At 59.4% G+C, this 13,962-nt stretch carries 10 protein-coding genes and 3 pseudogenes; 10 read left to right on the top strand and 3 right to left on the bottom strand.

The annotated features are described in order from the left end of the window. Window positions 1-136 precede the first annotated feature (136 nt). Together ACIPSK_RS08015 and ACIPSK_RS08020 are read right to left on the bottom strand one after the other, a co-directional pair. On the bottom strand, window positions 137-1,156 hold the full coding sequence (locus tag ACIPSK_RS08015) for an ATP-binding protein (protein WP_446532826.1): 1,020 nt from the start codon (window positions 1,154-1,156) through the stop codon (window positions 137-139). 67 nt (window positions 1,157-1,223) lie between these two features. Continuing rightward, complete coding sequence (locus ACIPSK_RS08020; protein WP_446532827.1) at window positions 1,224-1,571, bottom strand: hypothetical protein; 348 nt, start codon at window positions 1,569-1,571, stop codon at window positions 1,224-1,226. A 68-nt stretch (window positions 1,572-1,639) separates the two neighbouring features. Between ACIPSK_RS08020 and ACIPSK_RS08025 the strand changes: the two are divergent. Further along, window positions 1,640-2,157 (top strand): annotated as a pseudogene (locus ACIPSK_RS08025) (SAM-dependent methyltransferase); the annotation flags it as partial. A 166-nt stretch (window positions 2,158-2,323) separates the two neighbouring features. Here ACIPSK_RS08025 and ACIPSK_RS08030 read toward each other — a convergent pair. Then, window positions 2,324-4,198 (bottom strand): HAMP domain-containing methyl-accepting chemotaxis protein, encoded by a 1,875-nt coding sequence (locus ACIPSK_RS08030; protein WP_162115842.1) that lies wholly within the window; start codon window positions 4,196-4,198, stop codon window positions 2,324-2,326. A 351-nt stretch (window positions 4,199-4,549) separates the two neighbouring features. Here ACIPSK_RS08030 and ACIPSK_RS08035 point away from each other — a divergent pair. The 9 genes and pseudogenes from ACIPSK_RS08035 to ACIPSK_RS08075 all read left to right on the top strand — a co-directional run. Further along, window positions 4,550-4,887, top strand: a pseudogene (locus ACIPSK_RS08035) (4'-phosphopantetheinyl transferase family protein); the annotation flags it as partial. Between the two features lie 516 nt (window positions 4,888-5,403). Beyond that, a pseudogene (locus ACIPSK_RS08040) lies at window positions 5,404-6,621 on the top strand (GGDEF domain-containing protein). Between the two features lie 160 nt (window positions 6,622-6,781). After that, the gene (locus ACIPSK_RS08045; RefSeq protein WP_446532828.1) at window positions 6,782-7,525 is read left to right on the top strand and encodes a FadR/GntR family transcriptional regulator; all 744 of its coding nucleotides are present in this window, start codon (window positions 6,782-6,784) and stop codon (window positions 7,523-7,525) included. Continuing rightward, entirely contained in the window at window positions 7,509-9,107 is a 1,599-nt protein-coding gene (locus ACIPSK_RS08050) for an ABC transporter substrate-binding protein (protein WP_446532829.1), read from the top strand. Before ACIPSK_RS08045 ends, ACIPSK_RS08050 begins: the two co-directional genes overlap by 17 nt. A gap of 83 nt (window positions 9,108-9,190) precedes the next feature. Further along, complete coding sequence (locus ACIPSK_RS08055; RefSeq protein WP_446532830.1) at window positions 9,191-10,150, top strand: ABC transporter permease; 960 nt, start codon at window positions 9,191-9,193, stop codon at window positions 10,148-10,150. 2 nt (window positions 10,151-10,152) lie between these two features. Then, on the top strand, window positions 10,153-11,031 hold the full coding sequence (locus tag ACIPSK_RS08060) for an ABC transporter permease (RefSeq protein ID WP_170255557.1): 879 nt from the start codon (window positions 10,153-10,155) through the stop codon (window positions 11,029-11,031). A gap of 18 nt (window positions 11,032-11,049) precedes the next feature. Then, window positions 11,050-11,967, top strand: coding sequence for a dihydrodipicolinate synthase family protein (locus ACIPSK_RS08065; protein ID WP_446532831.1), 918 nt, complete (start codon window positions 11,050-11,052; stop codon window positions 11,965-11,967). A gap of 8 nt (window positions 11,968-11,975) precedes the next feature. Next, window positions 11,976-12,992, top strand: a complete 1,017-nt coding sequence (locus ACIPSK_RS08070) for an ABC transporter ATP-binding protein (RefSeq protein WP_446532832.1) — start codon at window positions 11,976-11,978, stop codon at window positions 12,990-12,992. After that, window positions 12,993-13,946, top strand: a complete 954-nt coding sequence (locus ACIPSK_RS08075) for an ABC transporter ATP-binding protein (protein WP_446532833.1) — start codon at window positions 12,993-12,995, stop codon at window positions 13,944-13,946. Window positions 13,947-13,962 lie beyond the last annotated feature (16 nt).

Raw genomic sequence — 13,962 nt, forward strand, 5'->3', positions numbered from 1 at the left:
GCTGCGTCCATAATGTTTTGCGACAGAAAGCAGGACGAGCGCCTTGAAGGGAATCGAACCTGCGGCCCATTTTCATCGACACCGTCGGAATTTCAGGAATGCTCACGTCTGGAGATTGAAGCGAAATTCCCAGGCGTTAATGCCACAACGCCGAAATTGGCACGGCTGATAGGCGTTCGCCGAATGGAACCACCTTGTTATGATCGTACGAGACAATGCCTGAAACAAATTGTTCTCCACATGCCTCGGCCAAAATTCGCAATCCGGAAAAATCGGAACTCGAGACGGATGCTGCCGCTTTTATCTCGATACCGACAACCCTCCCTCTTCTGTCTTCGATGACGATATCGACTTCGTTCTGCTGCTTGTCACGAAAATGCGAAAACTCGAAGCGGGTATGCCCGCCGCTGGCGAGTTTTAGGATCTCCCCAAACACGAAAGTCTCCAGCAATGCTCCGAACTGACCCCTGTCGTCGCGCAGGCGGTCGAGAGAGAGGTCCCGAAGAGACGCGAGCAGACCAGAATCGAGGAAATGTATTTTCGGTGTTTTGGTCAGGCGTTTCAGTTTGTTGGAAAACCAGGGCTGCACAGTTCGAGCGAGGAACAGGCTCTCGAAGATGCCGACATATTTTTGCGTTGTGATGTGGTTCATACCGATGGCCGCACCAATTCCGTAATAGTTCACGAGCTGACCCGAATGCTGTGCCAGAATGCGTAGCAGGCGCGGCATTTGAGCAATCTGCTCGATTTGCGCGACATCGCGAACGTCGCGTTGAACGATCGCCTGGATATTATCCGCATACCAGTCCTGTCTGCGGCTCAGGGTTTTACGGCCCAATGCCTCGGGATATCCACCGGCCAACACCGCCGCCATCAGGTCGTCTCCGGCGATTGGTTCTCCGGCCTTGGCTTCGTTTTGAAAGGCGTCGCGCAGGAAGCTGCTGTCGGCTGTCCTGATCTCGCTTTGCGCAAGCGGTAGCAATCGTACGACCTCCATGCGCCCCGCAAGCGAGTCTGCCACGCGTGGCAACGTCATTAGATTGGCTGAACCGGTCAGGAGGAAACGCCCTGGGCGCTGGTCGGTATCCACGCTTTCCTTGATGGCCAACAACAGCTCGGGAGCGCGCTGAATTTCATCGATGATGGCGCGATCCATACCTCTTACAAAGCCAACTGGATCCTGTCGCGCTGCGTCCAGGGTAGTCGCATTGTCCAGCGTTTAATTATTCCATCCCCTTGTTGGCCATCTTCTTGGCCAACGTTGTTTTTCCTGACTGTCGGGGACTGACGATCAGTACGACTCGCGTGTCTGACATGGCGTCGGCAACGCGTTGCTCAACGAGTCTTGGACACAGCGCCACAACTTCATTCCTTTGATGACTGTTTGAAACTACCGTGATGACCGATTGAAAGTCAGGGCGTGACCATTTGAAATCCACATGGCGGCCGATTGAAACGAGAAACCAAAAGTCGGTAGCATGCCAGATTGCGGCCTGAGGTAGGCGAGAGGCCACGCAGGCGCCGCTGAAGCTTTCGCGGCGGTCACCGGAACTGACCTGGCTGATCCTCAACGGAGGGGTACCTGATCAGGAGAGAAGCGAAAGCAAACTGTGTATATTTCCATCGCACCGCCAAGCCGGCCGGGATGCGCATCCTCTGCGATTATCTCGTGGTCCATGGCTTCCTGACCAAGGAGGGCGAACAGTACCGAATGACGCCCTCGACCAGAATTTTCCTCGATCGCAGTTCGCCGGCCTTATATGGGCTCTGCCGTCGAGTTCGTCGCGGCACCCGAAATTCTCGATAATTTTATGCGCGATCCGGCCGCTGTCGTGCGCAATGGCGGTTCGGCCGGACTTGCAAACCTTCCGGCGGACAATCCAGTCTGGTTGAAGTTTGCGCGTGGCATGGGCTGCTTCACGGGTCTCAGCGCCAAATACTGGCTGACGAAATCTCCGGCTGGCCGAGCGCTCCCAAAAGATGTTGGACATCGCTGCAGGTCCATGCGTCTTCGGGATCGAAATCGCGAAGGCCTTTCCAACGGCGGAGATCGTCGCCGTCGACCGGGCCGCAGTGTTGGAGCTGTCGAGGCAGAATTCGGAAAAAGCCGGCATGGCTGACCGGTATCGGACGATAGCCGGCAGTGCTTTCGATGTCGCGACTACCAGGACAAAACAGACCCAGGGCCACATACTGGATCAACGCGGTAATCAGAAACCAACCCGTCGGCATCGAAATCGCTCTGGCCAGTGCTCAAGGAACGAACGCGACTGGAACCGCCGGCAGGGTTGTCTCATGTCCCTGATCTGAAGTCGGCTACGCCTTATCTTTGCGTCACGCGCCGCGAAGCGACCAAGTGGATAGGCCCGTTGCCTTCAAAGGTCCGTCCGCTGCGCTGCCCGTCCGCGCTTTTGTCTCCGTCCAATTGAAACTGGTTGACCAGATCCCGCAGGCGGCCTGCCTCGGAGGACAATGAGGCTACGGCAGCCGTCGACTGCTCAACCATCGCCGCATTTTGCTGGGTCGCTTGGTCCATCTGATTGACGGCCGTGTTGATCTCAGCAAGTCCCGTCGACTGCTCACGCGCCGATGTGGCAATCGCATCCATGAGTTGGTTGATCTGCACGACATACTCACCGATCGACTTGAGCGACGTTCCCGTTTCGAGAACCAGTTTTACGCCATTTTCCACATCAGTTGATGACTTTTGAATAAAGCCTTTGATTTCCTTGGCCGCTTGAGCTGCGCGCTGGGCAAGCTCACGGACTTCCTGTGCGACCACTGCAAAACCTTTGCCCGCCTCACCCGCACGGGCAGCTTCAACGCCGGCATTCAATGCCAGGAGGTTCGTCTGGAAGGCGATTTCATCGATTGCACTAATGATGTTCGAAATCTGCTGTGAACTGTCTTCGATGCGTCGCATGGCCTGTTCCGCCTGCGAGACGACAGTTGCCGACCGCTGAGCGCTGATATCGGCTTCCTTGGCGACGTTGCGCGCCTCGTCGGTGCGTTTGGTCGACATCGTCACATTCGAAGTGATCTCATCCAGGGCTGCGGCCGTCTCCTCGAGAGAGGCTGCCTGTTGTTCGGTACGCTTGGACAGATCCTGCGCGGCAGATGCAATTTCACCGGTACCATTATCGATGCTGTGCACCGTCTCGAGCACGGCGCCGATCGTCGCACCCAGTTGCCGGAGCGAGGCGTTGAAGTCTCCGCGCAACGCTTCATACTCGGCCGAAAATTGCTCTGAAAGCTGGAAGGATATGTCGCCTGCTGCAAGCCGCCGGAGACCTTCGCCCAATGTCGTGGTCGCGAAGCGCAATTGTTCCGCCTCGCGTTCAACGCGCTGCTGGGCTGCGGCGCGCGTTGCCTCGCTCTCTCTGCGGGATTCGGCCGCTTCCTTCTCGAGCCTGACGACATTGAGGGCATTCTGGCGGAAGATTTCAACCGCACCGGCCATTTCGCCGACTTCATCGGCGCGACCGGCATAGGGAATATCACTGTCAAGATCGCCACCCGACAAGCGCCTCATGGCGGAGGCAATGTCTCGGATTGGGTTGGCGATGCCTGATATCGCAAAGAAGATGCCGGCTATGGCAAGAAGCACGGCCAGCCCTGCGATCGCGGCTGTCAGCAGGAAGGCGGATTGCGCGGAATCACCGCTCGCGGTCACAAAGCCTTCGGCCTGTTTGAGAATGAAAGCGACTAGATCCGCCACTGCCTTGTTCACCAGCTCGGCTTGCGGCTCCATATTTTCCTTAAAGAGGCGGATAGCTTCAGGCGTCTTCGCGTCATTCTCAAACGCGATCATTTGCTCTGCCAGCGCACGATATTTGGCGAGTTCCGGCTTGATCTGATTGATCAGTTCGCGCCCACGCTCCGTGCGGACACCCTTTTCGTATTCGGCGACAACCGTGTCCAGCTCAACGCCAGCCGCATCGATCTCTTGCTGGCCGGCCTTTTTTTGCTCCGCCGTGTCCACGAGAAGGTATTGTCCATAGACTAATTTCAGGTCGAGGAAGTTATCCTTGATCTCGCGAGCCGTCACCAGCCGCTGCATCCAGAAGGTCCCGATCTGCTCGGTATTGGCACGAAGCGTCGAAATCGTGGTCAGTGAGATATAGGACAGGCCCACCATGAACAGACTGATGACCGACAGCTTTAAGATCAGGGCTTGCTTGATACTCGGGCGTTTCATGCGGGTCTCCTCCAAGGTACTACGACGACCGGCGTGCCGGCTGATGTAAAATTTCGCACCGGATTCAATAATTTAGTATTAACTAAACAATGATCCCGCTTTATTTCCTCAGATCTGCCAAGCAGATCCATACTTACGCGATCAAATAAGCGCACCGCGACTTTAAGTTCCTTGAATCTGAGGAATATGACACGTGTCGCGAGCTGAAATAACCCCGGTGTTAGTCTCGATAACAGGCCGAATCGGTCGACATCGACCAGAATCGGCACCTCCGGTCGCTGTCCTGCCAAGTGCGAGCTCGGCAAGCAGCTGCATGCTTGCAATTCGATCTACCGAACACATACCGGGTCGATGCAGCAACCAGTAAATCAACCTGCCGAGATTGAAATCGCGCTCTGGCAGTATTCCGGAACGAAGGCGACTGGGACCGACGGATGCAGCCGCTTTCATCGGATGAACGGGAGCGCGCATCGACCTACCGATTTGATCGGGATGGGGCTCCCTTCATCGCCGGCCGGTATCTCCTGCGGCGGCTGTTGAGCATGCATACTCGGATATCGGCGAGCGGGCTGCTGTTGTCCCCGGACAACCACGGCAGACTGAGGCTTAAGGGGCGTGAGAGGCCACAGTTCAGCCTCACCAATGCCGATGGGCTCGTAGCGGTCGCTGTGGCTTTTGGATGTGATCACTCGGTTGCCCCTGCGCGCGGTGACGGGTGCGCTGGTTTCGCCAACGCGCCAAGCAGAAAGCGTCTCGGCAAACAGCAGTCCGGTATCTGCCTTAATGGCGCCCGTGCAACTAAGATGAGTGTGTTAGTACCTTTTAATCGATAAAATGAATGCGTTCGACATTCTTGAAAAGGTTGCACCTAGCATCGACGCCTTCTGCGCCAGGTGAATTGCTCAACAGGCCGTTCTGTCCGGGGAGGAAGGGACCGAGACGATCGTCAATCTGCCGGTCTTGAAAGGAATCGAGCCGTGAATTCGGCCTGTCACGTGTGTGAGACTTTGGCCCAATATGGCACGCTAACTGCACACTGTCGTCTCCTGGTACAAAATCATTAGGGCACAGATCGTCTTTTGGGGCGGAATTCGCGGCTCGTCTTGCCTCCGGTCGTCTGCTCCCTAGATCCGACACATGGATACCGAGCGAACCACAGCTCATATCAAATCGGTAAGGGCGTCTTCGCGGAAACTCTCCAGAGGTTGAGCCCGGCCATTGTAGAGCAGGTAGAGCACCTGCTTGGTGGACGTACGCGTGATATCCGCCTCAATGGGGAGCTAGCTCAGCTTTTTGGCGAACGCTCCTGGACGCGGACCGCCAAGATCATCCGCTCGTGGATGGTCTGGGTTATCGTGCTCGACGTGCTGACGTTGGGCCTTAACGCGATCTTGCTTCCGACAGAAACCGTCATATCCATGCTTTGGCCGGCGTCTATCCTTCCCCCCGCGGCTCTTGTTGCCGCAATTGCCTTCCTGCGGCCGCATGCTTTGTGGGCGCAGGGAGTTTTCCTCCTCTCGGCTGTTTTTTTCATCCTCCTGTCGGTCGCCTTGGTGGGCGTTAACACCGGTGGCGAGTTTTAAGAGCGGCATTTGACCATCATGCTTTTTGTGGCCGTCACGGCCATTATCATTTTTCCCATTCCACTCGGTTGGGCGATGGCGATCGGTGCTTCTGCCCTCAGTATCTATCTTGTGTTTCAACTGCGAAATCCGGGCATCGAAGCTGGGAGTGCTCTGGCCGGCACGCTGTTTTTCGCAAGCGGTATGGCTGCAACCGTCGTTGCCCGACGCACCGCAACGGTCTTCGCTGAGAAGACCTTCTTGCTGGAGTTACGAGATCGGACTCGCCTGGCGGAGCTTACTGACGCCAACTCGCAGCTGGAATTGCTGGCACGGACCGACCCGCTGACGGGCGTCGCCAACCGGCGTTCGATGATGGAAACGTTAAATCATTTCTGGAACGAGGACCTGAAACGAACGGGCGGCGCGGCGATGCTGATGTGCGATGTCGACGACTTCAAGCATCTCAACGATAATCTCGGACATGCCGAAGGCGACCGCTGCCTGGTGAAAATTGCCGGCATCATTCAGAGCAGCATGAGAGACGAGCGGGACAAGGTCGCCCGCTACGGAGGCGAAGAGTTTCTCGTCTTTCTCCCAGGCTCCGATGAACAAGAGGCCGGGTTGGTCGCCGAAAGAATTCGCAGCCGAGTAGAAGCTGCGTCTCTTCCAAATCCTACCTCCCGCGTCGGTCCCTGGGTCACTGTCAGCATCGGACTAGCGATATCGATGCAAAACGGTGAACTCGTGTCAGCTGAGCACATGCAGCGCCAAGCGGATGCGGCCCTCTACCTTGCCAAAAAGACGGGCCGCAACCGCGTGGTGGTCCACTCTCGTGAGATCGATCAAAGCCTCCAATGAAGTAATTCCAGCAAGAGTACGCTGCTCCTGTTGTCATTCTGGCGCTCAAACGGCTTCGAGCCGGCTCGGTGTCAGTCGTCCAGGCTGCCCATTTGACAGATATCCTACAAGTCTATATGTAACATGCGTTCTTATCGGCGATGCGGGAAAGTGAGCGGGCATGACATTGAAATCGATGAAGCCGCTGACGCGCGCGCCGCTGTTGCATGTCTCCGTGCAGGAAAGTCTGCGCGTCTATATCGACGATAACGGCTTAGCGCCCGGAACCTTGCTTCCGGCGGAAGGAGAGCTTGCCACCCAACTCGGTGTCAGCCGCAATTCGCTGAGGGAAGGCATCAAGGCGTTGGAATCGCTCGGCGTGCTGGAGACGCGGCGCGGCGTCGGCATCTTCGTGAAGGCCTTTTCCTTCGAGCCGCTTCTCGACAACCTCGCTTACGGCCTCGGCGGCGCCCTGCGGCAGATCGAGGAGGTCCTCGAAATCCGGCGCACGCTGGAAGTGGGATTGATCGGCAAAACCATCGACGTGATCGGCGAGGAGGACATCGCCGAGCTGCGCGCCACCGTCAATCGGATGTGCGCCCATGCCGAGAGGGGCGAAACCTTTGCGCAAGATGACCAGCTGTTCCACCGACTGCTGTTTCGCTGCCAGGACAATGAAACGCTGGTGCGGCTGATCGATGTCTTCTGGCTCGCCTTCTACAAGGCGTCGGATTTCGTCAACCTTGAAAATGCCGATCCCATGGCGACGTGGCGCGATCATGCCGCGATCGTCGATGCGATCGAGGCAAAAGATCTGGAGGAGGCGCGCAGACGCCTGGATCGTCACTACGAGGGCATTGCCCGAGTGATTGCCAACAACAAGACGAGTTCAAACGTGGGAGGAACACATGAAAAGACTGTCTAGATTATCTGTTATCGCGCTTGGCGCCCTGCTGTCGACGGTGGCCGTTCCGTCTCTTGTCGTTTCGGGCCTTGCAACTGAGGCTCAGGCAGCCGCGCTGTCGGGCGGCTTCGATGTCGGCCCCGGCGGCTTCCAGGGCAACTTCAATCCGCTCGCCGCGACCGCCGGCTTCACCTGGCTCAGCATCTACTACGAACCGCTGATCACCTATGACGAGAAGCTGCAGAAGGTCGTCGGCGCGCTGGCAAGCTCCTACGAGGTCAGCTCGGACCAGATGACCTACACGTTCAAGCTGGTGGACGCCAAATGGCATGACGGCAAACCGTTCACCGCCAAGGACGTGAAGTTCACCATGGGCCTTGCGATGGATGCGAAAACCGGCTCGGTGCTCGCCGCGCGGCTGAAGGGCATATCGTCGGTCGAGACGCCGGACGATCACACTGTTGTCATCAAGCTCAGCGCACCCAGCAGCAGTTTTCTCGACACGGTGACCAAGGTGATGATGCTGCCCGAGCACGCGCTCTCCTCGATCCCGGCCGACCAGCTGGCGAAGAACACGTGGTGGTCCACAGCTCCGATCGGCACCGGTCCGTTCAAATTCACCAAATACGTCTCGGATCAATATGTCGAACTTGCCGCAAACACCGATTATCGCGGTGGCAAACCCGCCCTGGAACGTATCATCAATCGCTATTTCGCCAACCCGGCCGCAGCGATTGCGGCGCTGAGAGCCGGCGAAATCCAGTTCACCTATGTCGATTCCAACGACGTGCCGACCTTCAAGGACAACAAGGATTTCAAGGTCATCGAAGGCAACTCTTTCGTCGTTAACTATCTCGGCTTCAACCACGATTCCCCGCTCTGGAAAGACGTGCGCGTCCGCCAAGCGGTGATGTACGCGATCAATCGCGACGCCATCATCCAGAGCCTCTATGGCGGTGCGGCCAAGCCAGCCAATTGCGCCTATGTCGCCGACCAACTGATACCCCAGGGCATCGACAGCTATGGCTACGATCCTGAGAAGGCCAAGCAACTGCTGACGGAAGCCGGCTGGGACCAGATCAATGGCGCCAAGCCAATCACCCTTCTGACCTATTACACCACGCCGCTGGCGACCAATGTGCTTGCCGCAGTCCAGGCGATGCTTGCCCAGGTCGGCATCAACATCGTCCCGCGCGCCGTCGATGCGCCGACCTATAATAGCATCGTGCTCAATGCGACGCCTGACATTGCCCAGTTCCAGTTGGTTTATGCCGGGCTGCAGAACGGGCCGGATGCCGGAAGCATCAATGTCGGCCTCAACGAGAAGCAGATCCCTCCGGCCGGGCCGAATGTCGCCAGGGTTCGCATGCCTGACCTCACCAAGGCGCTCGATAGTGCCTTGGCCGAGCCTGATAGCACCAAGCGGGATGCCGCCTACCAGCACGTCTGCAAGGTGATGAACGCGAACCTGCCCTGGGCGACGCTCTGGGTGGCAAACCGCTACGGCATCGTCTCGACCAAGGTGAAGGATTTTGTCTGGACGCCGGCGCCGGGCGGCGGCCCCTACCAGGCCAACCCGCAGAAATGGTCGATCGCCGAATAGGCGTTTTCCGGGAAAGCCTTGAGGGTGGCTTCGGCCACCCTGACAAGACAGCCTGACAAGACGGCCCGACAGACGGATTGCCGATGCTCCAATACAGTCTCAGACGCCTGATCATAGGAATAGGCATGCTCGTCGCCCTGAGCATGCTGATCTTCCTGCTGCTGCGCCTGACACCCGGCGATCCGATCGACGCCTATATCGATCCGAACCTGCCGATGTCGCCGTCAGACCTTGCCGATCTGCGCAGAAGCCTCGGGCTCGATCAGCCCTTGCCGGTGCAGTATCTGGGCTGGTTGCAGCAGGCGCTGACAGGCAATCTCGGCTATTCGATCAAGCGTCTCGATCAGCCGGTTCTGGGTTTAGTGCTGTCACGGATCGGCCCGACACTGCTGTTGATGGGCACCGCACTTGGCTTTGCCATCGTCGCAGGCATCACCTTCGGGGTGATCGGCGCCGTCCGCCGCAATTCGCTGGCCGATCTCTCCTTGTCGGTGGTTGCGCTTGCCGGGATTTCCAGCCCGGCCTTCCTCAGCGCGCTGATCGGCCTTTATATCTTCTCCGTCCGCCTGCACTGGATGCCATCCGGCGGCATGCTGACGCCGGGCGAGGAGTTCTCGGTGGGCGATCTCCTCCACCATCTGATCCTGCCGGCGGCACTTCTGTCTGTTGCGCAAGCCGCATTGATCATGCGCTACATGCGCGCTTCGCTGCTCGAAGTCCTGAACCAGGATTACGTGCGCACGGCCCGCGCCAAGGGCGTTCGCGAGTTCTGGGTGATCACCAAACATGCCTTGCGCAATGCCCTTCTTCCGATCGTCACGCTGATCGGCTCCACCATCGGGCTCGCAATCGGCGGCGCCATCTTCATCGAGAGCGTCTTCAACTGGCCGGGCATGGGTCTCTTGCTCGTCGATGCCGTTCAGACCCGCGACTATCCCGTCATCATGGGCGCGACGCTCGTCATCGGTACCTGCGTTATCGTCGTCAATCTTCTGACCGATATCACCTATGCGGTCGTCGACCCGCGCATCAAGGTGGGCTGATCATGCTGGCACGCTCTTCAAAACGCCGGAGCCCCGGACCACTGGCCCGCGCCTTCAGTCGGTTTCTGCTCAATCGCGCCGCCGTTGCCGGCGTCTGCATTGCCATTCCGATGCTGCTGCTGATCCTCTCCTATCCGCTGTGGTGGGCTTTCCGGCCGAACGACATCGATCTTCTGGCCATGAATAGCGGCCCGACGGCAACGCACTGGTTCGGCGCCGATGGCGTCGGTCGCGACGTCTTCGCGCGCGTGCTTGAAGGCGGCCGGATTTCGCTGCTGGTCGCCGTGGCATCGACCGCGCTTTCCGCGGTCATCGGTTTTCTCTTCGGGGCAATCTCGGCGCTTGCAGGACGTTGGACGGACGCCGTCTCGATGCGCTTTGTCGATCTGGTGATGACCCTGCCGCCCGTCATCTTCCTGCTTGTGCTCGCCTCGATTGCCGGCACCGGCATCTGGCCGACCGTGCTCGTCATCTCGCTGCTCTCCTGGCCGCTGCTGGCGCGCATGATCCGCTCGCGGCTGCTGGAATTGCGTGAACGCGACTTCGTCATGGCCGCCCGCGGCATGGGCGCCGGCATCGGACATCTGCTCTTTCGCCACGGCCTGCCGAACTCGATCGATATCCTCGTGGTCTATGCAACGCTGCAGATCGCCAATGCCATCCTGCTCGAGGCGGGGCTGTCCTTTCTCGGTCTCGGCATTGCCCCGCCGGCGGCAAGCTGGGGCAACATGCTGAACGCGGCACGCTCGACCGCCGTGCTCGAACAATATCCGTGGCAATGGCTCTTCCCCGGCGCCGCGCTGATCCTTGCCGTCCTGGCAATCAACTTCATTGGCGATGGCCTCAGAGATGCCTTCGACCCGCGTGCCGAACTGAACTGACAATCGAAAGAAGCGAAAATGACCAAATTCAAGGGTGTCGTGCCTCCCGTCGTAACACCGCTCAATCCGGATCTCACCGTCGACTACCCATCCTATACACGCGTGCTCGAGCATCTGATCGATGCCGGTTGCCATGGCGTATTCGTGCTCGGCTCGACGAGCGAGGTGATCTTCCACGATGAGAAGACCCGGCGGGACATCATCGAACATTCGGCCAAGGTGGTGAATGGCCGGGTGCCGCTAATCGTGGGGGTCATCGATCCGACCACGGATCGCGTCATCGCCCATGCGAAGGTCGCAAAGGCCGCCGGCGCCGATGCGGTCGTGGTGACGGCGCCATTCTATACCGTCACCAGCCAGTCCGAGATCCTCGACCACTTCCGTTATATCCGCGACGCAGTGGATGTTCCGCTGGTCGCCTACGACATTCCTGTCTGCGTTCATATCAAGCTGCAGCGCCAGACGGTCGTCACGCTTGCCAGGGAAGGCGCCATTATCGGCCTGAAAGATTCCAGCGGCGACGACGGCAACTTCCGCTACGCGCTCCTCGATCTTGCCGAGCATAGGGACGTCTTCCTGATGACCGGCTCCGAGATCGTCGTCGACACCGCCCTTTTGATGGGCGCCGATGGCGTTGTCCCCGGTATCGCCAATGTCGATCCGCACGGCTATATCAGGCTTTGGAATGCTGCCCAGCGCGGCGACTGGGTCGCCGCGAGGAAGGAGCAGGAGCGGCTTTGCCGCCTCTTCGAAATCGTCTGGGTCGCGCAGGGCCGCGTCAGCGGCGGCGCAGCCGGCATCGGCGCCTTCAAGACCGCCATGCGTAGCCTCGGCATCATTGATTCCGCCGTCATGCCGCGGCCGCGTGCCTCTCTCAATGATGCCGAAACGGCACGGATCAACGAGATCCTGCGTGCAACCGGCCTGCTGAACTGAGCCGGCTGATGGAGCAGACCGCCGAACCCGTACTCGACATCAGAGGATTGCGAACGATCTTCCGCATCCGCGGCAGCGAGATCACGGCGGTCAACGATATCGACCTGAGCGTTGCCGCCGGCGAGACGCTCGCGCTCGTCGGCGAATCCGGCTCCGGCAAGTCGGTCACCAGCCTGTCGGTCATGCGGCTGCTCACCCGCAACATCGGCGTGATCGCCGCAGGCAGCATCCGCCTTGCAACGGGCGACGGTGTGATCCGCGATCTCGTCTCCCTCGATGAAGAGAGCATGCGCAGGATCAGGGGGGATGACATCGGCATGATATTCCAGGAGCCGATGTCGAGCCTCAATCCCGTCTTCACCATCGGCGACCAGATCGCCGAGCCGATCCGCATCCATCGCGATAGCGACCGCAAGGCGGCGATGGACGCAGCCGTCGCGTTGCTTGAAAGCGTCGGCATACCGGACGCCCGACGCCGCGCCGGCCAATATCCGCACGAACTGTCGGGCGGCATGCGGCAGCGCGCGACGATCGCCATGGCGCTCGCCTGCAATCCGGCGCTGCTGATCGCCGACGAGCCGACCACGGCGCTCGACGTCACGATCCAGGCGCAGATTCTCGACCTGCTCCTCAAGCTGCAGCGCGAGCGCGGCATGGCCATGCTCTTCGTCACCCACAATCTCGGCGTCGTCGCCGAAATCGCCCATCGCGTCGCGGTGATGTATGCCGGTCGGATCGTCGAAGAAGGGCTGGTCGGCGAGGTTTTCCGCAATCCCAAGCATCCTTACACGATGGGCCTTCTCGCTTCGATGCCGCGCCTCGGCGATGCCGCGCGAATGAAGCAGGCCGGCGAAAAGCTTGCGGCCATTCCCGGCATGGTCCCGAGCCTGATGAACATGCCGAGCGGCTGCGCCTTTTCCCCGCGCTGCAAGTTCGCGATCGATGCCTGTCGCGCCGCGGTTCCTGCGCTCGAACAGGTCAATCCTGAGCACCGCAGCCGCTGCATCAGATGGCAGGAGATCTAGATGAGCGCACCGCTGCTCTCCGTCCGCGACCTTTCGAAACATTATACCTCCCGCGGCAGGCGGCTGAACATTCTCCAGGGCATCTCCTTCGATATCGGCAAGGGTGAGGTCGTCGGGCTTGTCGGCGAATCCGGCAGCGGAAAGACCACGATCGGGCGTTCCGTCCTTCGCCTCGTCGAACCGTCGTCCGGCAGCGTCCGTTTCGACGGGACGGAACTCACAGCGCTTTCCGCCTCGGCGCTCAGACGGCAACGGCCGCGCATGCAGTATATTTTCCAGGACCCCTTCGCCAGCCTGTCGCCGCGCATGACCATTGGCGAGATCCTGACGGAAGGCCTGAAGATCCAGGGGATCGGCACCGCCCGCGACAGGCTCGAACGGGCGCAGTCGGCGTTGACCCAGGTCGACCTGCCCGCCGATGCGATCAATCGATACGCGCATGAATTTTCCGGTGGCCAGCGCCAGCGCATCGGGATTGCCCGGGCGTTGACCTTGTCGCCCGAATTCATCGTCGCCGACGAGCCGGTTTCGGCACTCGACGTATCGATCCAGGCGCAAGTGATCAACCTGCTGCGCGATCTGCAGCAGCAGCTTGGCCTGACCATGCTGTTCATCTCGCATGACCTCGCCGTCGTCGAATATATCTGCGACCGGGTGATCGTGCTCTATCTCGGCCGCATTATGGAAATCGCACCAAGTGCCGATCTCTATGCGAGACCGCAGCATCCCTACACGCGCGCGCTGCTCTCGGCGATTCCCTCGCCCGATCCGGACGCCCGCCGTAACAGGCAGATCCTGAAAGGCGATATTCCAAGTCCGGCCAATCCTCCGAGCGGATGTGTTTTTCGCACGCGTTGTCCGAGCGCGCTCGATGCTTGCGCCGGCGCCGTTCCGCAATTGCGGGAAATCGCGCCGGGCCACTTCAAGGCATGCATCCGCGACGACCTCAACTGATCCGTCATCCATCGGA

It is taken from the genome of Rhizobium sp. LARHSG275 (assembly GCF_052871115.1).

What these genes read in the sequence shown, in the direction of transcription:
- ACIPSK_RS08065 (WP_446532831.1), top strand. Translation starts at nt 11,050, where the DNA reads ATGACCAAATTCAAGGGTGTCGTGCCTCCCGTCGTAACACCGCTCAAT.
- ACIPSK_RS08055 (WP_446532830.1), top strand. Translation starts at nt 9,191, where the DNA reads ATGCTCCAATACAGTCTCAGACGCCTGATCATAGGAATAGGCATGCTC.
- ACIPSK_RS08045 (WP_446532828.1), top strand. Translation starts at nt 6,782, where the DNA reads ATGACATTGAAATCGATGAAGCCGCTGACGCGCGCGCCGCTGTTGCAT.
- ACIPSK_RS08030 (WP_162115842.1), bottom strand. Translation starts at nt 4,198, where the DNA reads ATGAAACGCCCGAGTATCAAGCAAGCCCTGATCTTAAAGCTGTCGGTC.
- ACIPSK_RS08075 (WP_446532833.1), top strand. Translation starts at nt 12,993, where the DNA reads ATGAGCGCACCGCTGCTCTCCGTCCGCGACCTTTCGAAACATTATACC.
- ACIPSK_RS08060 (WP_170255557.1), top strand. Translation starts at nt 10,153, where the DNA reads ATGCTGGCACGCTCTTCAAAACGCCGGAGCCCCGGACCACTGGCCCGC.
- ACIPSK_RS08015 (WP_446532826.1), bottom strand. Translation starts at nt 1,156, where the DNA reads ATGGATCGCGCCATCATCGATGAAATTCAGCGCGCTCCCGAGCTGTTG.
- ACIPSK_RS08070 (WP_446532832.1), top strand. Translation starts at nt 11,976, where the DNA reads ATGGAGCAGACCGCCGAACCCGTACTCGACATCAGAGGATTGCGAACG.
- ACIPSK_RS08050 (WP_446532829.1), top strand. Translation starts at nt 7,509, where the DNA reads ATGAAAAGACTGTCTAGATTATCTGTTATCGCGCTTGGCGCCCTGCTG.